This is a genomic window from Coriobacteriia bacterium, from assembly GCA_034370385.1.
Lineage (GTDB): Bacteria > Actinomycetota > Coriobacteriia > Anaerosomatales > PHET01 > JAXMKZ01.
In genome coordinates this window covers 39381-61021 of sequence record JAXMKZ010000044.1, presented here as the reverse complement: position 1 = coordinate 61021, position 21641 = coordinate 39381, and the positions used below count along the sequence as shown (strand labels likewise).

The following is a 21641-nucleotide window of genomic DNA, read 5'->3' as shown; positions in this document are numbered from 1 at the left end:
GTCGAACTCCTTCGACCGATTCGACCCCCTCTGCGGGGGGTCTCCGGGCGCACGCCGTTGCGCCCGCACCAGGGAAGAGAAAAGCCCTTCCCTTGGTCGGGAAAGGCAGACCGGGCGCAATGCTCCGCCCTCTAGGGTCCCCTTTCCGAACGGGAGGCCGGAGGGTTTCCACATCCGACCCTATCGGCTCTGCGACCGTGGGTTGGTTCCGTTAGGTCGCAGCGCTCGGAGACAGACGGAATATACCCACTCAACGCCGTGCTTGTCGGCGGAGTGATTCCAGCGCCGCCAACCCCTACCGCTGGTCGTCAGGGTCGAACCCGCTCGCGTCCGGCGACGCTCCCGCTGCCTCTGCCTCGCGGGCCTCAAGCGCCGCCTCATCAGCCTTCGCACGCTGCTTGCGTTGCGTGCGCGAGCGCACGCGCTCGATCATCTGGCGAACCTCGTCGCGCGTCACGACACCCATCACGAACAGCAGCCCGATGCAGCCGGCGAGCGCCGCGAGCGCCAGCGGGATGCTCGCCAGCGGACGAAGCTCCAACGCCATGATGCCGTAGGCGGCCGCCACCGAGACGAAGTAGACCACGATGATCCTGACGAGCCGTGAATCCTCGAAAGCGCCCGGGCGCAACCGTCCCGAGAACGTGCGCGAGACACCCGCCATGAACGCGTAGGCCACGAGCGTGGCCGCCGCCGCGCCCATCATGCCCCACAGGGGTATCCACCACAGGTTCAACGCGATATTGAGCACCGCGGCCGCCCCCGACACGAGCGGAACGTACTTCGTCTTCTTCGCATAGAAGATGGGTGTGGACAGCACCATGTACAGCGCAAAGAAGAAGTAGCCGGCCGCCACGAGCGGGATCACGATCTTCGCGCCGGCGAACGCGGGTGCGGCCAGTATCGGAAGCGCCTCGGGCGCCAGCAGCGTGAACGCCATCGCGATGCCGGCCACCGCGGCCGCATACACACTCGTGAGCCGCGGCAGCATTGCGCGGCCCTCATCCGAGTCCGACAGGTCGTAGTAGATCGGCCCCCACGCCTGATTGATCGCCGTCGAGAACAGGTTCAGCGCCATCGACAGGTTGTAGGCCACCGAGTACAGGCCCACGTCTGACATCGTGCCCAACCGCGCCAACAGAGCCCGGTCCGCGAACGCCAGCAGCCAGCCGGCGAAGTAGTGCGGCACCAGCGGCAGGCCGAAGCGCAGGCTCGCCTTGAGCCACGTCATCGAGAAGCGCGGCCGCATCTGCTTCGCCAGCATGATGAGCGCCACCGGCGCCACCAGCAGCGCAGCGGTCAGCGTGCCCTTGAGCGAGCCCGCCGGCCCCTGCCTGAGCGCCACCACGAAGTACAGTGTGAACGCCGTGTTGAGCGTGAACTGCGCCAGCTGGAACAGCGTGTGGGTCTTCGCCTGCCCCTTCGCCCTATTGACCGCCTGCTGCATGGCCAGCGGCAACCCGGCGTAGGCGATGAGCAGCGCCAGAATCACGTAGGGCGCGAACGTGAGCTCGCCGTTCTTGGTGATGTGGGGGACCAGCGCAGGCCCCAGCAGGTACAACACACCCAGCATGAGCGCACCGGCACCCATGACGAACGTGACCACCGTGAACAGCAGGTCGCGCGTCTCGCCCTCTTCGGCGATCTTGTGGCGCAAATGCAGCGTGAGCGAGCCGGGCTGCCCCAGCGCCATCACCACACCCACCATCGAGGCGATCATCATCGACAGCGAGTAGATGCCGTAGTCGGCTGTAGAGAGCACCCGCGTGTAGATGGGCATGAGGATGAGGCCCGCGGCCTTGGGCAACAGACTGCCCATGCCGTAGATGACCGTGTCTTTGAAGACTCGCCTGAGCTCTTTGAGCACGCGCGCCCTTCTCGGTGGCTTGAATACCCGATTACCCCAGGGGAATGGTAGCACCGAGCAGCGTGGTCGACGGTGACGTGCGGGTGACGAGTGGCCCCGTTACGGCCCCGTGACGGCGTGCGCAGCGTCAACACGGTGTCGGTCCGCTCTGGTAGGGTTGCACGCAGACGAAATCGCGCGCCTCTGCGCGCAGCCGATAGCGAAAGAGGGGCAAGGATGCAGGTCACCGTCGTCGGAACCGGATACGTCGGCCTCGTGCAGGGCGTGTGCCTGGCCGAGCTGGGGCACTCCGTCACGTGCGTCGACATCGACCCCGTCAAGATCGAGCGCCTCTCGCGCGGCATCAGCCCCATCTACGAGCCGGGCATCGAGGACCTCATCCACGCCAACGTCGAGGCCGGCCGCCTGAGCTTCGCCACACCCGAGAACGGCTGGGCGCCCCTGCTCTCTGAGGTGGTCTTCGTGGCCGTGGGTACGCCGATGGCGGAGAACGGAGCCGCTGACCTCTCCTACGTGCGCTCGGCGGTCGGCTCGATAGCCGATGCCGCGACGTCTGAGATGACGCTCGTCATGAAGTCGACGGTGCCCCCCGGGACGGGTGCGACGCTGCTCGCCCGCTTCCTGGCCCACGCGAGCGCCACGATCGGCTACGTGTCCAACCCCGAGTTCCTGCGCGAAGGCACCGCCATCCGCGACTTCTTCGAACCCGACCGCATCGTGCTCGGTGGATCGAGCCCGGCAGACATCGAGCGTGTGGCCGCCGTCTATCAGCCGCTCGTCGACCGTTGCGTCGCATCGGGCCTTGAGTGCCCCATCGTCAAGACCGATGTAGCGAGCGCCGAGACCATCAAGTACGCGAGCAATGCCTTCCTCTCCACGAAGATCAGCTTCATCAACGAGATCGCCAACGTGTGCGACTGCGTGGGCGCCGATGTGGACGCCGTGGCCGAGGGTATGGGCTTGGACGTGCGCATCGGGCGCCACTTCCTGGGCGCCGGCATCGGCTACGGGGGCTCGTGCTTCCCGAAGGACACGCGCGCGCTCGACTTCATCTCGACGCTCAACGGCTACCAGTTCGACCTGCTCAAGGCCGTCATCGATGTGAACAACCGCCAGCGCCTTCTGCCGGTGATCCACCTCGCCAAGGCCCTCCCCGACCTTCACGAGCGCACCGTCGCCGTCCTCGGGCTGGCCTTCAAGCCGCATACCGACGACGTGCGCGAGAGCCCCGCCATCGACATCGTCCCGCTCTTCCTTGAGGAAGGTGCGCGCGTGCGCTGCTACGACCCGCTCGCTGCACCGCTCGACTTGGGCGAGGCGGTGCGCTGCGACACCGTGTGGGAGGCGCTCGAAGGCGCCTCAGCGGCCATACTCGTCACCGAGTGGCCCGAGCTCGTCGATCTGGACTGGGCGCGCGTGCGCTCCGTGATGGCTGACCCGGCGATCATCTTCGACGGCCGCAATGCGCTCGACGGCGCCGCCGTCACCGCAGCGGGCTGCACCTACATGGCGGTCGGTCGCCCCGGCGCCCACCGCGGCTGAAGTCCCGGCAGGAGCTTCTCGAGTGCGCATCCTCTACATCCACCAGTTCTTCGCCACGCGCGAGTCCTCACTCGGGCTCATCCGCTCGTACGAGTTCGCTCGGCGCTGGGTGGAGCAGGGCCATGAGGTCACGGTCATCACCTCGGCCTCGCGGCTGCCCGCACCGTACTCCGAGCGCCTCTTCGCCGAGGGCGAGATCGACGGTATCCGTGTGCGGAGTGTGCGTGTCGCCTACGACAACCGCATGGGGACCTGGCGGCGAATCGGCGCCTTCGCCACGTTCATGACCGGCGCCACATGGCTCGCGGTCACGGCGGGTCGTCACGATGTCGTCTTCGCGACCTCCACGCCGCTCACGGTGGGCATCCCCGGGTGGCTCGCCGCCGCGCTTCGCAGGACGCCGTTCGTCTTCGAGGTCCGTGACCTGTGGCCCGAGGCTGCGGTGCAGATGGGTGCGATTCGGCGCGGCGGCATGCTCGAGAAGGTCGCTAAGGGGCTCGAACGCTTCCTGTACCGCCGCGCCAAGCGAGTCGTGGCGCTCTCGCCCGGGATGGCCGCCGGGGTCATCGGCGAGGGTATCCCCCCCGAGCGGGTCGTCATGGTACCGAACTCGAGTGATCTCGACCTCTTCTCGCCGGGGCCGCGCGACGCCGAACTCGTGGCACGCTACGGGCTGGGCGACCGCTTCGTCGTCGGGTACGCCGGTGCGATCGGCCCGAGCAATGCGGTCGAGGACAACGTCCCGGCGGCGGCAAGCCGCCTGCTGCGTGAGGGTCGGACCGACATCGTGTTCCTGATCGCCGGGGCGGGCAAGAGCGTCGACGAGCTGCAGCGCCGATGCGACGGCTTGCCCAACGTCGTCATCGCGGGCTCGATGCCCAAGGCCGAGGTTCCCCGCTTCACCCGCACCGCCGACGTGCTGCTCGTCCTCTTCGCCGACAAGCCCATCCTTGCCACCAACTCGCCGAACAAGTTCTTCGACGCGCTGGCCTCCGGTAGACCCGTGATCGTCAACTCCGACGGCTGGACACGCGAGATCGTCGAGAGTGACGGCGCCGGGATGTACTTCCCCGCCGGTGACGGAGATGCGCTCGCCGAGGCGGTCATCCGGCTGGCGGACGACGAAGCGGCGCGCGCGGACATGGGAACACGGGGGCGGGGGTTGGCCGAATCGCGCTTCGCTCGCGACATCCTCGCCGAGCAGGTGCTGACGACCCTTTCATCGGCGGCAGCTACCGACCGCTGACGGCGCGCAGGCGGTGACGGTCAGTTGGTCGTCACCGGCGTCAACGGGAGCTTCGCCACGTCCCAGTCCTTGCCGATGACCACGAGGATCTCGGAGTCGTACGCGTACATCCCGCGGCTCTCGACGATCTTGGTACCTCGGGGTAGCACACTCGCGACCAGTTCAGCCGCTGCGCGGTCACCCTTGAAGACGATGAGAGTCTTGTCGTAGACGAACTGCCCCGCGTTGCCCACGTCGCGGACGTCGAACGCACGCGCTTTGAGCACTGACGACGCCTGTTTGGCACATCCGGCGATACCCGCACCGTTACGTATGGTCACCGAGACATCCTTGGGCTGCGTCGGGGGCTTCTCGCTGGCTCCCTCGGGCGCATCCGCGGTTGCGCTGTCCTCCTCGGAGGGCTCGGGCTTCTCGAAGGGCTCACCCGCCCCGAACTTGGCCAGCAGCGTCTCTTTGTTCTCTTCGTCGGTGACGATATAGGGCGAGCTCCATTCGCCGCCGATGGTGGCGGTGTACACCCGCTGGCTGCCGGCGTCGCGCAACGCCGAGGCCGTGCGCAGCATCTCCATCAGGGACATGTCAGTGGAGATGAAGGGCGCCACCTTCGAAACGATTCCGGGCAGCTTGGTCGGGCTCGTTCGCTTCGCCACCTGATCGGCGACGGCCTTGAAGAACGTCTGCTGGTTCTTCATGCGGGAGACATCGGCATCCAGGTAGTCCCGCGTCCTCACGAAGGTGAGTGCGTGCTCACCGTCGAGGAGCTGGTACCCCGCATCGATGTGCGCCGCCCGGTGGCCGGGGCTCCGGTCGGCCTTGATGTCGTCGATCTCGTTGGGGACGTCGACCCACACGCCGCCCATCGCGTCGACGGCACGCTCGAAGCCCTTGAAGTTCACGCCCATGTAGTGGTTCACCTTGACGCCGGTGAATCGTTCAACGGTCTCGACGGCGAGCTCCTCGCCACCCAGCGCGAACGCGTCGTTGATCTTGCGCGTGCCGTGACCGGGGATCTCGACCCGCGTGTCACGGGGAATCGACAGCACCCACATCTGCTTGGTCTTGGGGTCGAGTTTGGCCAAGATGACCGTATCCGAGCGATACACGGTCTCAGGCGGTCGTCGATCGTAGCCCAGAATGAGCATGGTGAAGGGCTCCTGGGGAGCCGCCTTCTTCAGATCGAGATCGAGCTTCTCTTCTTGGAGCACCGTCCGCTGCATGGTGCGCTCGATGTGCTTGGCAAAGGCGAACACGCCTCCGGCCCCCAGCACAAGAAGCACCACGACAGAACCTGCGATCACCGCCGCGATGGTCTTGGCGCGCTGCCTGCGACGGTCACTCTCGGCGCGAAGACGCGCGGGAGCTGACTCGAGCGGTCCATGACGACGAGAAGCGGCGTCTGAGAGCTTCTTGCGGTCGCCAAGCAGAGCCGTCCGACGTGAGACGTCTGCGGGCACCCGGGCGCCGGAAACGGTCGTGGGCTTACGGCGACGCACCGGCTTGCCGCCGGGCACCGAACTGGAGCGACGACCAAACAGTCCGCCGCCGTGATTGTGGGAATGCTTACCCATGCTCCTCCGTGGATCTCCCCGAACGGTTGCCTCGTAGCAGATTACGTGCCTCGACGCCGATCATCACGCGTGCGGGCCTCGCCACCGCACAATCATCACAACCGTACGACATTCTCAGAATCGAATCGATTGAGAGCATCACGCGTGTCGAGAACGAGGTCCGCCGACCGCACGACGAGGTCGTAATCCACGTTGCGGTGGCCCGTCACGACCAGCACGGCATCGGCTCGGGACACCTCGTCGTCGGTGAGTTCGACGAAGGGCACCGCACGCCCACCCTCGTTGTACTCAGCTACCCACGGGTCGTGATAGACGACTTCGGCATCGTTCTCGATGAGGCGCTCGATGATCTTGATGGCGGGACTCTCGCGCATATCGTCGATGTCGCTTTTGTAGGCTACGCCCAGCACGAGGATGCGACTGCCGGCAAGCGACTTGCGCCGGCTGTTGAGCGCGCTCATGAGCCGCGTCACGACGTAGTACGGCATGTTCTCGTTGACCTTGCCGGCAAGTTCGATGAACTCCGTGTGAAAGTCGTACTCGCGCGCTTTCCAGGATAGATAGAACGGGTCGATGGGGATGCAGTGCCCCCCGAGGCCGGGCCCCGGGTAGAACGGCATGAATCCGAACGGCTTGGTCCGGGCCGCGTCCACCACCTCCCAGATGTTGACGTCCATGCGCTCGCACAGCATGAGCAGCTCGTTGACGAGCGCGATGTTCACGCAGCGGAAGATGTTCTCCAGCAGCTTCGTCATCTCGGCCGCGCGCGTGGTGGAGACCGTCACGATACTGTCGAGGAACGTGCCGTAGAACGCAGCGGCGACCTCAGTGCACTCCGACGTGACCCCTCCAACAACCTTGGGCGTGTTCTTCGTCTGGTACACGGGGTTGCCGGGATCGACGCGTTCGGGCGAGAAGGCGAGGTAGATATCCCCTCCGACCTTCAGGCCGCCCGACTCCACGATCGGCTGCACGATCTCCTCAGTGGTGCCCGGATACGTGGTGGACTCGAGCGTCACGAGCATGTCGGAGTGCAGATGGGGTGCGATCGCCTCGGTAGCAGCCACCATGTAGCTGACGTCGGGCTCCTTCATCTTGTTGAGCGGCGTAGGGACGCAGATGGCGATCGCGTCACACTCCGCCGCGCGCGAGAAGTCGGTCGTCGCAGTGATCAGGCCCGTTTGGACCAGCGCTGCAAGCTCTTCGGTAGGCACGTCCGGGATGTAGCTGTCGCCGGCGTTGACCCGGGCGACCTTCGCATCGTTGACCTCGAGCCCGATGACGCGGTGCCCCTCCTTGGCCATCTCCACGGCAAGAGGAAGCCCCACGTAGCCCAGGCCGACCACACCGTACACAGCCGTCCCGTCGTTCAAGCGCTCTCTGAGTCCCATTCGTCTCCCGCCTTGCGTCCGACTTCGAAGCGCCCGAGCCAGCCCGCTCCCTTGCGACCAGCTATTTTACCGCGAACATCAACTCGCCCGACACGGCGAGTTCTCCCTCGACAGTCGCGACGGCCTCGCCGAAGCCGATCGGACCGCGCGAGCGGACGATGCGACACTCCAGCCGAAGCGTCTCGCCCGGCACGACTTGGCGCTTGAAGCGCACTTTGTCGATGCCGGCGAAGAACGCCAGCCGTCCCTGATTCTCGGGCATCGACAGCAGCGCGACCGCACCGGCCTGCGCGAGCGCCTCCACTATCAGGACGCCGGGCATCACCGCGTAGGCCGGGAAGTGACCGGGCACCCAGAACATCGCCTCACGGACCTCCAGATAGCCCACGGCGCTTTCGCCGGGCACGTACTCCTCAACCCGGTCGAGCAACAAGAACGGGTCCCTGTGAGGAATGATGGCCTCAATCGCAGTGCGGTCGAGCATGTCGATCCTCCTTGCCGTTGGCTGGATGCCAAAAAGGGGGGTCCGAATCAGCAGGCCCCGTCGAAGTCGGTCACGTCCGAGCGTCGCATGATGTTGGCGCCCAGCGCGGCCAGCTTGTCACAGAAGCGCTCGTAGCCTCGGTCGATGTGTTCGATCTCGGTCACGACTGTTTCGCCCTGCGCTATGAGGCCCGCTAGAACCAGCGCAGCCCCGCCTCGTAGGTCAGTACTCTTCACAGGGGCCCCCGAGAGCTCATCGACTCCCTTGACGAGCGCGTGATGCCCCTCGATGCGGATGTCCGCGCCCATTCGACCCAGCTCACCCGCACACATGAACCGGTTCTCGAACACGTTCTCGGTGATGATGGCCCCGCCTTGGGCCACCGTCAGCATGGCCATGAACTGCGCTTGCATGTCGGTGGGAAAGCCGGGGAACGGGAGTGTCTGCACCTCGACGGAGCGCACGGGTCCCGTCCGGCTCACCGTGACCCGATCGACACCCACATCCAGATCGCAGCCACATTCCACGAGCTTACGCAGCACGATCTCAAGATGAGCGGGATCGAATCCCGTGACGGTGACGGGACCGCCCGTCATCGCCCCGGCGACCAAAAACGTCCCCGCCTCGATCCGGTCGCCCACGACCCTGTGTTCGACGGGCGAGAGCACGTCCACGCCCTCGACCGTGAGCACCGAAGACCCGATCCCGGTGATCCGGGCGCCCATCGAGACGAGAAAGTCAGCCAGATCGCCGATCTCGGGCTCACGGGCCGCGTTCTCGATGATGGTCGTACCCGACGCCGTCACCGCGGCCATCAGCAGGTTCTCGGTCGCACCGACACTAGGAAAGTCGAGAATCGTATGGGCACCTTGCAGCCCCGTTTCGGGCACGGAGGCACTGATGTAGCCGTGCGCAAGCTCCATCACCACGCCGAGCGCCTCCAGTCCGTGCATGTGCATGTCGATCTTTCGCGAACCGATGTTGCAGCCGCCGGGCAGGGCGACTCGGGCCAGGCCAAGGCGCGCGAGGAGTGGTCCCAGCACCGCCGTGGATGCGCGCATCATCGCCACGAGCTCGTAGGGAGCCTCGTGGCTCGTGAGCGTGGTCGCATCGATCTGGAGGGCATGGTCAGAGCGCTCGACGGAGGCACCCAGGCGCACAAGGACCTCCGCCATTATGTCCACGTCCGAGATCTCGGGTACGTTGGTGAGCCGGGTGACCCCGTCGACCATGAGAGACGCAGCCATGAGTTTGAGGGCGGAGTTCTTCGCCCCTTCGACGGCGACCTCTCCGCTCAGCCGCCGTCCGCCGCACACGATGATAGATTCCATGCGCGCAAGCATACCGCAGGCTCAGTCCACGCACCGCAAGCCGTCACCAGTCCGTGGAGTTCGAAGATCCCCGGTAGCGCGAAGGGTGGCTCGCTTTCGCGGGCCACCCTTCGTTCGTCAGTTATCCAGAAGTGCTGAGAGCGCCTACGAGCGGCGCTTGCCCGCTGCTTCCAGCTGCATCTCGCACCACATCAGATCGCGCTCGCACTGAGCGATCTCGTCAGTGGCATCCGGCGGCAGCTGCGCCATCTGATCCCGCACGCGCTCGCGCGACTCAGCCGCTCGGTCGCCATCGATCTGCGACACGGCCACAGCATCGTCGGCAAGCACGATGACCTTGTCCTCATGCACCTGCATGTAGCCACCGGAGATGGCAAAGTACTCCCAGTCCGCAGCGGCCGCACCGATCTTGAGTCGCAACTCACCAAGCGCCAGCACCGTCACCAGAGGAGAGTGCAGCGGCAAGATGCCGACTTCACCCATGCTCGTCATAGCGACGACCATCTGGACCTCAGCGTTGTAGACGATGCTCTCAGGAGTGACGATCTCACACAGTAGGGTTCTGGCCATGGGCTTCTACGCCGTCGCCTTCATCTTCTCGGCTGCCTCGAGGGCCTCCTCGAGGGTGCCTACGTAGCGAAACGCCTGCTCGGGCACGTCATCGTGCGTACCGGCGATGATCTCACCGAAGCCGCGGATGGTGTCCTCGAGCTTGACGTACTTGCCCGCCATGCCGGTGAACTGCTCCGCGACGAAGAACGGTTGCGACAAGAACTGCTGCACCTTGCGCGCCCGCGCCACCGTGAGCTTGTCCTCTTCGGAGAGCTCATCCATGCCGAGGATGGCGATGATGTCTTGCAGGTCCTTGTAGCGCTGGAGGATGGCCTGCACGCCACGAGCCACGCGGTAGTGCTCCTCGCCAACCACGTCGGCCGAAAGCGCACGCGAGGTGGACTCGAGCGGGTCGACGGCGGGGTAGATGCCGAGCTCAGAGATCGCACGCGAGAGAACCGTCGTGGCATCGAGGTGCGTGAATGCCGTGGCCGGCGCGGGGTCGGTCAGGTCGTCGGCCGGCACGTAGATGGCCTGAACCGACGTGATGGAGCCCGTCTTGGTCGACGTGATGCGCTCCTGGAGCTCGCCCATCTCGGTTGCCAGCGTCGGCTGGTAACCGACGGCGGACGGCATGCGGCCGAGCAGCGCGGACACCTCTGAACCCGCCTGCGTGAAGCGGAAGATGTTGTCCACGAAGAACAGCACGTCCTGCCCCTGATCGCGGAAGTACTCCGCGGCGGTCAGACCGGCCAGGCCGACGCGCAGGCGCGCTCCGGGAGGCTCGTTCATCTGGCCGTAGACGAGCACCGTCTTGTTGATGACGCCGGACTCGCTCATCTCCAGGAACAGGTCTGTTCCCTCGCGGGTGCGCTCGCCGACCCCGCAGAACACCGAGGTACCGCCGTGCGCCAGGGCGAGGTTGTTGATGAGCTCCATGATGACGACGGTCTTGCCGACACCCGCGCCACCGAACAGTCCGGTCTTGCCGCCCTTGATGTAGGGCTCGAGGAGGTCGATGACCTTGATGCCGGTCTCGAAGATCTCCGTCGTAGGCTCAAGCTCCTCGTACTCGGGGGCCTGGCGGTGAATCGGGTAGTACGCCTCAGCGTCAGGCGCCGGCTTACCGTCCACCGGCTCACCGATGACGTTGAGGATGCGACCGAGCGTCGACGGACCGACCGGCATCTGAATAGCCGCTCCGGTGTCGATGGCCTCAAGGCCACGCTGAAGGCCGTCCGTCGACGACATCGCGACCGCGCGCACCTGGTTGCCGGGCAGGTGTGCCTGCACTTCGGCGATGATGCTCACATGTCCGATAGGGGTGTCGGCTTCGACTTTGAGCGCGTTGAAGATCGCGGGGATCGCGTCCGCCGGGAACTCGACGTCCATGACCGGACCGACCACGCGAACGATACGTCCCACGTTCATAGATGCGTCCTTTACGTTCGTTGCCATCTAATCCTCCAGTGCGGCTGCGCCGCCGATGATCTCGGAGATCTCGGTGGTGATCGCCGCCTGGCGTGCCCGGTTATAGGTCCGGGTAAGTGTCACGATCATCTCCGATGCGTTGTCGGTAGCCGACTTCATGGCCTTGCGGCGCGCACCGTGCTCGGCGGCTGCAGACTCCATGAGGGCGCGGAAGATGAGAGCCTCGACATACGACGGGAGCAGGTCGCCCAAGACATCTTCAGGCCCGGGCTCGAAGAGGTACTCCGCCGAAACATCCGACTTTTCCGCCGCGTCCTCGAGCACGGTGCTCGAGATCGGCAGCAGCTTGTGAAGCTCGGGTGACTGGTCCGCGACGTTCACGAACCGGTTGAAGAGCACGACGACCTCGTCGATCTCGGCATCCGAGTAGGCCCGGATGACCTGGTTCGCGATGGCCTTTGCATCGGCGAACGTCGGCTTGCTGGAGATATCGCGGTACTGCGCGATCGGCGTGACTCCTCGATAGAGGAAGTATGACGCCGCCTTCTTGCCGACGGTGACCAGATCGACCTGGCTGCCCGATGCTGCTGCATCGCGCAGATACTCTTCGGTGAGCTTCAGGATGTTGCTGTTGAAGGCGCCGGCCAGTCCACGGTCGGATGTGACCGAGATGGCCACTACGCGGCGTCGCTCTTCACGAATCTCGAGCAACGGGTGCTGCGCACCGCTTGCGTATCGAGTCACGTTGCCGAGCAGCTCCATCATAGCGAGCGCGTACGGACGCGCCGCCTCGATGCGCTCCTGCGCCTTCTTGATCTTGGCCGTCGAGACCATTTCCATCGTCCGCGTGATCTGCCGCGTGCTGTTGACGCTCGTGATCCGCTTCTTGATGTCTCGAAGGTTCGCCATCGGTACGTATCCCCTAGCCTTCGGCCGTGAACTGGGCCTTGTACTCCGTGAGCGCTTTGCTGAGGTTCTCAGCGGTCTCGTCGGAGAGGACCTTCTCAGAGGCGATGGCCTTGCCGATCTCGGGATACGCGCTTTCGACGAACTCCAGGAAACCGTCCCTGAAGGCCTGAACGTTCTCAACAGGCAGATCATCGAGGAAGCCCTTTGAGCCGGAGAAGATCGCCATGACCTGACGCTCGACCGTGTACGGGGCGTACTGCCCCTGCTTGAGCAGCTCGACGAGGCGAGCACCACGGGCCAGCGTCTGCTGGGTCGACTTGTCCAGGTCGCTTCCGAACTGCGCGAACGCCGCGAGCTCGCGGTACTGCGCGAGGTCGAGTCGCATCGAGCCTGCGACCTGCTTCATCGCCTTGATCTGCGCGTTTCCACCGACTCGAGAGACCGAGATACCCACGTTGATGGCGGGACGAACTCCCTGGTAGAACAGGTCGGACTGCAGGAACATCTGACCATCGGTGATGGAGATGACGTTGGTCGGGATGTAGGCCGACACGTCGCCGGCCTGCGTCTCGATGACCGGCAGCGCCGTGAGCGACCCGGCGCCGTTGGCGTCAGAGAGCTTGACTGCGCGCTCCAGTAGACGGCTGTGCAGGTAGAAGACGTCGCCGGGATAAGCTTCGCGGCCCGGCGGGCGGCGCAGCGTCAGAGACATCTGGCGGTAGGCGACAGCCTGCTTGGAGAGGTCGTCGTAGATGCACAGGACGTGGCGGCCCGGGTTGGACTCGCTGGCCGGCTGGCCGTCGGCACCGTTGTACATGAAGTACTCGCCCATGGCACATCCGCCCATGGGAGCGATGTACTGCATCGGAGCCGGGTCCGAAGCGTTGGCGGCGACGATGATGGTGTACTCCATCGCGCCGTACTGCTCCAGCGTCTGCACGAGTCCGGCGACGGTCGAGGCCTTCTGCCCGATCGCGACGTACACGCAGATGACGCCCTTGCCCTTCTGGTTGATGATCGTGTCGACCGCGACGGCGGTCTTGCCGGTCTGGCGGTCGCCGATGATGAGCTCACGCTGGCCGCGACCGACAGGAATCATCGCGTCGATGGCCATGATGCCCGTCTGCATGGGCTCGTGGACCGGCTTGCGCTCGATGACTCCGGGCGCACGGAACTCGACGGGGCGATACCCTTCAGCCTGAATGGCACCCTTGCCATCGAGCGGCTGTCCCAGCGGGTTGACGATTCGGCCGAGGAGCGCGGGACCCGAGGGTACCTCCACGACGCGTCCCGTCGTGCGGACCGTGTCGTTCTCCTTGATGGCCGAGTACTCGCCCATGATGACCGCGCCGACTTCTTCCTCATCGAGGTTGAGAGCCATGCCCAACACGGAATGGCCTCCCTCGCCCACGAACTCGAGGAGCTCGCCGGCCATGGCGCCCTTCAGGCCGTCACAGCGAGCGATACCGTCACCGAGCTGCATGACGGTTCCCACCTCGCGGACGTCGACCTCGGGCTTGAAAGACTCGAGCTGCCGCTTGAGCACCTCGTTGATGGAGCTTGCGCTGATCTGAGTCACTTACGCCTCACCTCCCTGCGATGCGTTCGAAAGCGTGGCGCGCATCGCGTCGAGCTGTGAGGACAGGCTCCCGTCGAGCACGCGCCCGGCGACGTTGATGCGGATACCACCGAGAATCGCCTCGTCAACGCGCTCTCGCAGCGCGACGGGGCGGCCGAGAGCTGCGGCGAGCTTCTCGGTGAGCGACGCGCGAAGCGCGTCGGTGAGCGGTATGGCCGTGGTCACTTCCGCGACGACGATGCCACGCTGCGCTTCAGCGATCTCGCCGAAGCGCGCAAAGATCGCGCCCAGTGACCCGCCAAGGCCCCGCTCTATCGCTACGGCAGCGATTGCGACTGCCTCTGGTGCCACCGACCCGGAGAAGACGTCGCTCACGATGCCGCGCTTCTTCTCGGGCGTGATGGACTCGTCGGCGAGCGCATCCCGCAGCTCAACGCTGCCCACGACCGTATCAACGATCGTCTGCATACCGGCGCCTACGGCGTCGACTGCATCGGCAGCGCTGGCGAGCTCGAAGAGGACCCTGGCGTAGGTCCCGATGCTCTCGCTAGTTGTCATTCAGCCCGCCCACCTCTGCGACGTACTGCTCGATGAGACGAGCGTGGTCGTCGGCGGAGAGCTTCTCGCCGATCAGCTTGCCCGCGACAGCGACAGAGAGCTGGGCGACCTCGCCCTGGAGCTCGGCGATCGCGGCACGCTTCTCAGCTTCCATGGCCTCATGGGCCTTGGCTATGAGCAGGGTGGCCTCTTCGTTGGCCTTCGCGATGATCTCTTCCTTCATCGAGTCGGCGACCTTGCGACCCTGCTCGATGACCTTGGCCGCTTCGCCGCGAGCCTCGGCCATCTGCTTCTTGTAGTCCTCGAGCAGACGCTCCGCCTCGATCTTGGTCTCTTCAGCCTTCTCAAGAGACTCACGGATGCGGTCGGCTCGAGCGTCGAGCATGCCGAAGATCGCGGGAAACGCGAACTTGTAGAGCAGCGCGAACAGGATTATGAACGCGACCCACGTCGGCCATATCGTGGCCGGGTTCGGGTAGACCGAACCGAGTGTGGCCACCATCCCTTCGCCTCCACCTTCAGCGGCAAAGGCGGCCGCCGGAAACAGCAGTTCGTACACTTCGTGACCTCCGTCCTTAGGTGTGGTTCCTACAGGCTCTTGCTTAGCCCATAAGGAACGTGAGGACGAAGGCGAGCAGTGCGAGTGCCTCGGTGAATGCCACACCGATGAACATCGTGGTCTGGATCTTTCCGGCCATCTCAGGCTGGCGACCCATGGCCTCGACTGACTTGCCGGCGATGATGCCGATACCGATACCCGCTCCAACCGCCGCGAGACCGTAGGCCAGACCCTTACCGACGGCGACGAGACCTGCTTGTCCGGCGATAATCTCTTCCACTGATCTTCCTCCTTTTACGTTCTGATGCCTGCCTTCAGGCACAGATTCCACTTACTTCTCAAGCGGCCCGCCCAGGTGGCGGAGCGCCGTGATACCGACTAGTGCTCTGATGCGTGAACCGAACTCTGGATGTAGACCGCAGTCAGAATCGTGAACACATACGCCTGAATGAAGGCGACGAACAACTCGAACGCATACATGATGACCAGGAAGAGGAGCGACACGCTGCCTACCGCAAGCCCGCCGACCCCGATCTTTTGCGTGAAGATCACCACGAACGTCGAGAAGACACCGAGGATGATATGTCCGGCGTATAGGTTGGCAAAGAGTCGGACCGACAGCGTGAGCGGTCGGATGATGAAGGTCGACAGGAACTCGAGCAAGAAGATGAAGCCACCCAGGCCGATGCGCGCCGCAAGCGGCATCTCGCGAACGCCTGACGGAATCAGGCTCTTCATGTAGCCCATGAAGCCGTTCTTGGTGAAGCCGACCCACACGAAGGCGAGCCAGCTGATGAGCGCGAGAGCCGTTGCCCCGCCCATCGCGCCGCCGATCGCCTTTCCTCCGGGGATAAGTCCGAGCATGTTCGACGTGAGGATGAGGAAGAAGAAGGTGCCGAGCAGCGGCACGTACTTCGGGCCATCCTTCTGGCCGATGACATCGATTGCCATGTTGCGGATGAACTCGACACCCGATTCGAGCATTCCGACCAGTCGGTTCGCCGGCGCCAATGAGCCGACGTCACCGCCCGCAAGCACGATCTGTTTCTTCTCCCGATTCGCCACGATGACGAACAGCGTGACGATGACCACGAGCGCGACGATTCCCCAAACCACGTAGTTCGTGAGTTCCCAGGGCTGAACGCTGGCGCTGGCGGCGTGCATGTCGTCGTACGGAAGCACAGCTAGCTCGTGTATGAGCTCTTCGAGTTTCTCCGGCAGCATTTCCATTGGACTGGACACTCCTGCGACTCCCTCCTATCGATCTATGCCGGCAGGTCTGCGCACCTTGGTCAAGCGCGCGTAGCGGACCAGCTCGACGGTGTACAAGACGAGAAAACCCCCCGCGAATGCCAACGCGAAGGGTCGAAAACCGGTAGGAGCGGCCTGCTTGTAGGCCCAAAGGAGCACCGTCGCAACCGCCAGACGCGCGAACAGTGAGAGTGCGGCCAGTGCTATCCCCGCCGTCTCCGCCCCGGGTCGCACCATGCGCATCGACGCGCGCGACGCCCACAGGAAGACAGCCGCCATGAGCAGTCCAAGCACGAAGCCGACGAAAGGGTTCCCTAGGGCGTCGATGATGTTGGCGAGTACCGTGCTCAGCTTGAACTTCCCCTCTTGCAGCGCACTCGTCCCATCCGAGACAAGTGACCAGCGATGGCCCTTGTGCTTACCAGCGGGAGGTCAACCAACACCACCAGAGCCGTCGTCGGCTGCACTCGCGGTCGCCGGTGGCCCCGAGCGCGGCAACATCGTAGCCGAACCCCTACCGCGCGGCAAGGAATCCAAAGAACTCCCTCACGAACGCACCCTCCAGACGCGCGGACCGCACCGGCCTAAGAGTCCTTGGGATCGTCGTGATGATGAGCGGCCTCGAAGAGGCCCAGCCAGTGCGCCATGAATGCGGTCACCGAGAACAGGGCGAGCAGCGTGATGACCCGCAGCGAGCCGGGCGAGTACCGAACCGCATAGGCGGCCACCGCGAGTGCGGCCGACCAGATGTAGATGATGATGACCGTCTGACGCTGGTCGAATCCCCGACCAAGCAGACGGTGGTGGATGTGTCCGCGATCGGCCTCGGCGATGGGCCTCTTGTGCGTGATGCGCCGAATGATCGCCGAAGACGTGTCAAAGATCGGCACCCCGATGATCAGGAGCGGCACCGCAAGCGCGATCGTGGCGGTGGTCTTCATCACGCCGAGCAGGGATATCACCGCCAGGGTGAAACCGAGAAACATGGCGCCGGAGTCGCCCATGAAGATGGAAGCCGGGTGGAAGTTGTAGCGCAGGAAGCCGATGCAGGCGCCGATGACCGCCGCCGCCAAGACGGCGGCGTCGAGCCGGTTGCCCTGAATGGCCAGTATGAGCAGGCTCGTGGCGGCGATAGCCGTGACGCCCGCGGCGAGCCCGTCCAGTCCGTCGATCAGGTTGATCACGTTCGCGAAACCGATGAGGTAGAGCACGGTCACGGGTACGGACAGGATGCCGAGCATGATGAGGCCACCGGACACCGGGTTTCCCACGTAGGCGATGCGCAGACCCGCCCAGACGACGACCGACGCCGCCATGATCTGGCCGAGCAGTTTCGCCCCGGGTTTGAGGCTCACGAAGTCATCGATGAACCCCACGGCGAACATGAGCGTCAGCCCCGCGATGACACCCAACGTGCGCACGGAGCCACCACCCTGCAGCAGGTGGCTGTCCCATCCGAATCGCGCCTCGCCAAGCCACTGGACCCCGAGCGCCGCGAACACGCCTATGAAGATGGCCAGCCCCCCTATGCGCGGGATGAGCCCCTCGTGCACATTGCGTCCGCCGGGAGTAGCGACCGCCCCGATCGAGATACCGAATCGCCTCACGAGCGGCGTCGTGGCGAGGGTGACCGCGGCTGCCACCGCAAGAAGCAGCGCGTAGTGGCCGGCGCTCACAGTGAAGCGTCCCGGGCGATCTCAAGACGCCTCGGAACCACGCCGGCCTCTGCGAGCAGCTCCTCGGACAACGGGTCGGGATAGGGCTCGCTGAACACGATGTCGACGACGCCCGCATTGAGCAGGATCTTGGCGCACAGCACGCATGGTTGGTGGGTGCAGTAGGCGATGGATCCGTCCATCGCGATGCCGTGCTTGGCCGCCTGGATCACGGCGTTCTGTTCGGCGTGGATACCCCGGCACAGCTCGTGATGCGAACCGGACGGGATGTTGCGCTGCTCACGAAGACAGCCGACCTCGTCGCAGTGAGCGAGCCCCTTGGGGACGCCGTTATACCCGGTCGCGAGGATTCGCTTGTCCTTCACGAGCACGGCTCCGGTTGCGCGCCGAAGGCACGTCGAGCGACCCGAGACCTGCTCGGCTATGGCCATGAAGTACTCGTCCCACGAAGGGCGTGGCATCTGATCGACCCTACTTCGTGCCGAACAGCCGGTCACCGGCATCACCAAGGCCGGGGACGATATAGCCGTGCTCGTTGAGGTGGGAGTCGATAGAGCAGGTGAATATACGCACGTCATCACAGGTGGCCAGGACCTCCGCAACGCCCTCGGGCGCGGCTATCAGCACGAGGAGACTGATGTGACGAGCGCCCTTCTCGCGCAGGAACTGGATCGCAGCAGCCGCAGAACCGCCCGTTGCAAGCATCGGATCGACGATGAGCACGTCGCGCTCGGCGATGTCTTCCGGGAGCTTGCAGTAGTACTCCACCGGCTGGAGCGTGTCCGGATCCCGGTACAGCCCCACGTGACCGACCTTGGCCGCTGGAATGAGCTCGAGGATGCCCTCGACCATGCCCAGACCGGCACGCAGGATCGGTATGACGGCGACCTTCTTGCCGGCCAACACCTTGGTCGTGGTCTGAGTGATGGGCGTCGTGACCGTCGTCTCGGCGAGCATGAACTCGCGGGTGGCCTCGTACGCCTCGAGCATCGCAAGCTCCTTGACGAGTTCACGGAACTCCTTGGCGCCGGTTGCGACGTCACGCAGGATCGAGAGCTTGTGCTGCACGAGAGGGTGATCGACGACCACCACGCTGTCGGGGAAGTCCACCATCGTCGAAGTCTCCTCGGCTCGTCGGGACTACAGGTTGGGGTAGAGCGGATACTTGGCGATGAGCGCCTGTACTTCGGTTCGGATGGTCTCCAGGGCGGCTGCGTCCTCACGCTTGAAGATGGCATTGGCCATGAGGCAACCGATAGTGTGCGCCTCCCCCTCCGAAAAACCGCGGGTTGTCATCGCGGCGGTTCCAACCCGAATACCGCTCGTCACGAACGGGCTCTCCGGGTCGTTGGGAATGGCGTTCTTGTTGACGGTGAAGCCAACCGATTCGACGAGGGCCTCGGCCTCTTTGCCGGTGATCTGGGCAGGGCGGAGGTCCACGAGCATCAGATGGTTGTCGGTGCCGCCGGAGACGAGCCTCAGGCCGCACTCGACCATCGCGGCACCCATCGCCTTCGCGTTGATCACCACCTGGTCGATGTAGGTCTTGAACTCAGGCTGCATGGCCTCTTTGAACGCGACGGCTTTCGCCGCGATGATGTGCTCCAGCGGACCACCCTGCAGGCCCGGGAAGACCGCCTTGTCCAGTGCGGTGGCCCACTCCTCAGTACACAGCACGAAGCCAGAGCGCGGGCCCCTCAGCGTCTTGTGCGACGTCGACGTGACGAAGTCAGCGTGCGGAATCGGCGAGGGGTGCGCGCCCGTCGCCACCAGCCCGGCGATGTGCGCCATGTCCACCATCAGGACGGCGTCGACCGCCTTGGCGACCGCCGCGAAACGCTCGAAGTCGATGATGCGGGGGTACGCGCTGGCGCCGGCGATGATCATCTTCGGCTTGTGCTCGTGCGCGAGCCGCTCCATCTCGTCGTAGTCGATGGTCTCGGTCTCCATGTCAAGCCCGTAGGGCACGACGTTGAACCACTTGCCCGAGAAGTTGACCGGCGAGCCGTGCGTCAAATGCCCGCCCATGGCCAGGTTCATGCCAAGCACCGTGTCACCGGGCTTGCACACCGCGTAGTACACGGCCATGTTGGCCTGCGCTCCGGCGTGCGGCTGGACGTTGGCGTGATCTGCGCCGAACAGTTCCTTGGCCCGCTCACGAGCAAGGCTCTCTACCTTGTCGACCTCTTCGCAACCGCCGTAGTAGCGCTTGCCCGGAAGGCCCTCGGCGTACTTGTTGGTGAGAACGGTTCCCGCAGCCTCGAGCACCGCCGGCGAGACGAAGTTCTCGCTGGCGATCAGCTCGATCGTTGCACGCTGGCGCGCCAGCTCGGCGTCGATGAACGCCGCAACCTCGGGATCTTGGGCTCGGATGTGAGAAAGCGACATGTCCGGCGTTTCCTTTCGTCGGTGAAGGACGAGCTCCCCGTCATACGGACCGCCTACGTGTCGGATCCGTGGTCGGCGGCGCTGATCTTGGCAACCCTGTCCGCATGGCGACCCGCTTCAAAGTCCGTCGCGAGAAACGCGTCGACGATGGACCGATTGATCTCCGCGGAGACGAAACGTCCCGAGACGGTGATCACGTTGGCGTCGTTGTGCAGGCGGGCAAGTCGCGCGAACTCGGGGCTCGTGACGTTGGCTGCGCGCACGCCCTTGATCTTGTTGGCGGCTATCGCCATGCCGATACCGGTGCCGCATACAAGCACGCCGGCCTCGGCGTCACCGGAGGAGACCGCCCGACCGACGGCCATCGCGAAGTCGGGATAGTCGACGGATTCCTCCGAGCTGGTTCCGAGGTCCGCGACCACATGACCCTCCGCGACCAGGTGGTTCCTCAGCATCTCCTTGTGCTCGAAACCCGCGTGATCGGAGCCGATGGCAACGCGCATTGGTTCGTGACCCCCTCGATGACTCACGGTGCGGAGTGGACCGATTGTACCCCAAGGTTTCCGGTGCCTTCGGTAACAACAGCGAAACCCCGGCGCGTCAGTCCTCACCGGGGTCTCGGGTCACAACAACTGCATCCGGCGCGGCTCAGGCACCGCCGTGAGCAGCCTGCATGATGACATCAGGCGGGATGGCGCCTTCGCGCACGATGACGGGTTCATCGCCGGTGCACAGCACCACGGTGGAAGCACTCTGATGCTCGGTCTCGCCGCCGTCCAAGACGAGATCGGCAGCGGTCAGGATGCGCGGCTCGACCTCGTCAAACGAACCCGGGGCCGGATTGCCGTGCGTGTTGGCAGAGGTGGCGAAGATTGGGCTGCCGGTCGCCTGAAGGAGCTCGCGAACGACCTCATGGTCAGGGCTGCGCAGGCCGATGGTTCCGTCGGGCGCTCGAAAATCGCGGGGCACCTTTTCCGAGGCCTTCACAACGATAGTCACCGCACCCGGCCAGCATGCGCGCGCGATGCTGTGAGCGTACTCCGGCACGTCGACGCCCCAGATATCGAGTGCATCCTCGGTCTCGACCAGAAGCGGGATGGGGAGGTCGGCGGGTCGCACTTTGACTTCGAAGATCTCGTTGGGACCGAACTTCGAGTCCGCCAACGCACCCAGCCCGTACACGGTCTCGGTGGGGAAGACGACAATCCCGCCGTCAAGAAGTACCGTGGCGGCGAGATTGATGACGTCGGCGGAAGGGTTCTCCGGATCCACTCGATACTGTTTCGTCATATTTCGAGCCCTCCTTCTC

Annotated in this window: 22 protein-coding genes and 1 riboswitch; of the genes, 2 read left to right on the top strand and 20 right to left on the bottom strand. The window is 64.7% G+C overall.

The annotated features are described in order from the left end of the window. Nucleotides 1-122: 122 nt before the first annotated feature. A riboswitch (molybdenum cofactor riboswitch) is annotated at nucleotides 123-243 on the bottom strand. A 52-nt stretch (nucleotides 244-295) separates the two neighbouring features. Then, nucleotides 296-1867 carry an oligosaccharide flippase family protein gene (locus tag U1E26_09170; GenBank protein MDZ4169812.1) on the bottom strand — a complete coding sequence of 524 codons (1572 nt, stop codon included), beginning with the start codon at nucleotides 1865-1867 and terminating at the stop codon, nucleotides 296-298. Between the two features lie 216 nt (nucleotides 1868-2083). Here U1E26_09170 and U1E26_09165 point away from each other — a divergent pair, with 216 nt between their 5' ends. Together U1E26_09165 and U1E26_09160 are read left to right on the top strand one after the other, a co-directional pair. Beyond that, complete coding sequence (locus U1E26_09165) at nucleotides 2084-3409, top strand: UDP-glucose/GDP-mannose dehydrogenase family protein (protein ID MDZ4169811.1); 1326 nt, start codon at nucleotides 2084-2086, stop codon at nucleotides 3407-3409. A gap of 22 nt (nucleotides 3410-3431) precedes the next feature. Then, a complete protein-coding gene (locus tag U1E26_09160; GenBank protein ID MDZ4169810.1) occupies nucleotides 3432-4655 on the top strand; it encodes a glycosyltransferase family 4 protein in 1224 nt (407 codons plus the stop codon). Nucleotides 4656-4675: 20 nt separating this feature from the next. Here the strand turns inward: U1E26_09160 and U1E26_09155 are convergent, their stop codons facing one another. The 19 genes from U1E26_09155 to U1E26_09065 all read right to left on the bottom strand — a co-directional run bounded on the left by U1E26_09155 (nucleotide 4676) and on the right by U1E26_09065 (nucleotide 21622). Next, the gene (locus U1E26_09155) at nucleotides 4676-6223 is read right to left on the bottom strand and encodes an LCP family protein (protein ID MDZ4169809.1); all 1548 of its coding nucleotides are present in this window, start codon (nucleotides 6221-6223) and stop codon (nucleotides 4676-4678) included. 95 nt (nucleotides 6224-6318) lie between these two features. Continuing rightward, nucleotides 6319-7614: a nucleotide sugar dehydrogenase gene (locus U1E26_09150; GenBank protein ID MDZ4169808.1), complete on the bottom strand. Its 1296-nt coding sequence runs from the start codon at nucleotides 7612-7614 to the stop codon at nucleotides 6319-6321. 61 nt (nucleotides 7615-7675) lie between these two features. Next, a complete protein-coding gene (fabZ, locus tag U1E26_09145) occupies nucleotides 7676-8098 on the bottom strand; it encodes a 3-hydroxyacyl-ACP dehydratase FabZ (GenBank protein ID MDZ4169807.1) in 423 nt (140 codons plus the stop codon). Between the two features lie 47 nt (nucleotides 8099-8145). Continuing rightward, on the bottom strand, nucleotides 8146-9429 hold the full coding sequence (murA, locus tag U1E26_09140; protein MDZ4169806.1) for a UDP-N-acetylglucosamine 1-carboxyvinyltransferase: 1284 nt from the start codon (nucleotides 9427-9429) through the stop codon (nucleotides 8146-8148). Between the two features lie 144 nt (nucleotides 9430-9573). Then, nucleotides 9574-9999, bottom strand: a complete 426-nt coding sequence (gene atpC, locus U1E26_09135; GenBank protein MDZ4169805.1) for an ATP synthase F1 subunit epsilon — start codon at nucleotides 9997-9999, stop codon at nucleotides 9574-9576. A gap of 6 nt (nucleotides 10000-10005) precedes the next feature. Further along, on the bottom strand, nucleotides 10006-11439 hold the full coding sequence (gene atpD, locus U1E26_09130; protein MDZ4169804.1) for a F0F1 ATP synthase subunit beta: 1434 nt from the start codon (nucleotides 11437-11439) through the stop codon (nucleotides 10006-10008). Beyond that, the gene (gene atpG / locus U1E26_09125; GenBank protein ID MDZ4169803.1) at nucleotides 11440-12321 is read right to left on the bottom strand and encodes an ATP synthase F1 subunit gamma; all 882 of its coding nucleotides are present in this window, start codon (nucleotides 12319-12321) and stop codon (nucleotides 11440-11442) included. 13 nt (nucleotides 12322-12334) lie between these two features. Beyond that, a complete protein-coding gene (gene atpA / locus U1E26_09120) occupies nucleotides 12335-13900 on the bottom strand; it encodes a F0F1 ATP synthase subunit alpha (protein ID MDZ4169802.1) in 1566 nt (521 codons plus the stop codon). Beyond that, nucleotides 13901-14458: an ATP synthase F1 subunit delta gene (gene atpH / locus U1E26_09115; protein ID MDZ4169801.1), complete on the bottom strand. Its 558-nt coding sequence runs from the start codon at nucleotides 14456-14458 to the stop codon at nucleotides 13901-13903. Next, nucleotides 14448-15017: a F0F1 ATP synthase subunit B gene (atpF, locus tag U1E26_09110; GenBank protein MDZ4169800.1), complete on the bottom strand. Its 570-nt coding sequence runs from the start codon at nucleotides 15015-15017 to the stop codon at nucleotides 14448-14450. The genes atpH and atpF overlap by 11 nt, the downstream gene beginning before the upstream one ends. Before the next feature lie 43 nt (nucleotides 15018-15060). Beyond that, entirely contained in the window at nucleotides 15061-15297 is a 237-nt protein-coding gene (atpE, locus tag U1E26_09105) for an ATP synthase F0 subunit C (protein ID MDZ4169799.1), read from the bottom strand. A gap of 98 nt (nucleotides 15298-15395) precedes the next feature. After that, nucleotides 15396-16247, bottom strand: coding sequence for a F0F1 ATP synthase subunit A (atpB, locus tag U1E26_09100; GenBank protein ID MDZ4169798.1), 852 nt, complete (start codon nucleotides 16245-16247; stop codon nucleotides 15396-15398). 27 nt (nucleotides 16248-16274) lie between these two features. Beyond that, nucleotides 16275-16547 (bottom strand): hypothetical protein, encoded by a 273-nt coding sequence (locus tag U1E26_09095; protein MDZ4169797.1) that lies wholly within the window; start codon nucleotides 16545-16547, stop codon nucleotides 16275-16277. A 305-nt stretch (nucleotides 16548-16852) separates the two neighbouring features. Continuing rightward, nucleotides 16853-17944 carry an MraY family glycosyltransferase gene (locus U1E26_09090; GenBank protein ID MDZ4169796.1) on the bottom strand — a complete coding sequence of 364 codons (1092 nt, stop codon included), beginning with the start codon at nucleotides 17942-17944 and terminating at the stop codon, nucleotides 16853-16855. Then, nucleotides 17941-18405, bottom strand: a complete 465-nt coding sequence (locus U1E26_09085) for a cytidine/deoxycytidylate deaminase family protein (protein ID MDZ4169795.1) — start codon at nucleotides 18403-18405, stop codon at nucleotides 17941-17943. The genes U1E26_09090 and U1E26_09085 overlap by 4 nt, the downstream gene beginning before the upstream one ends. A 10-nt stretch (nucleotides 18406-18415) precedes the next feature. Further along, the gene (gene upp, locus U1E26_09080; GenBank protein MDZ4169794.1) at nucleotides 18416-19057 is read right to left on the bottom strand and encodes a uracil phosphoribosyltransferase; all 642 of its coding nucleotides are present in this window, start codon (nucleotides 19055-19057) and stop codon (nucleotides 18416-18418) included. 27 nt (nucleotides 19058-19084) lie between these two features. Next, nucleotides 19085-20332, bottom strand: a complete 1248-nt coding sequence (gene glyA, locus U1E26_09075) for a serine hydroxymethyltransferase (protein ID MDZ4169793.1) — start codon at nucleotides 20330-20332, stop codon at nucleotides 19085-19087. A 53-nt stretch (nucleotides 20333-20385) separates the two neighbouring features. Then, a complete protein-coding gene (rpiB, locus tag U1E26_09070) occupies nucleotides 20386-20835 on the bottom strand; it encodes a ribose 5-phosphate isomerase B (GenBank protein MDZ4169792.1) in 450 nt (149 codons plus the stop codon). A gap of 145 nt (nucleotides 20836-20980) precedes the next feature. Next, complete coding sequence (locus tag U1E26_09065; GenBank protein MDZ4169791.1) at nucleotides 20981-21622, bottom strand: L-threonylcarbamoyladenylate synthase; 642 nt, start codon at nucleotides 21620-21622, stop codon at nucleotides 20981-20983. Nucleotides 21623-21641 lie beyond the last annotated feature (19 nt).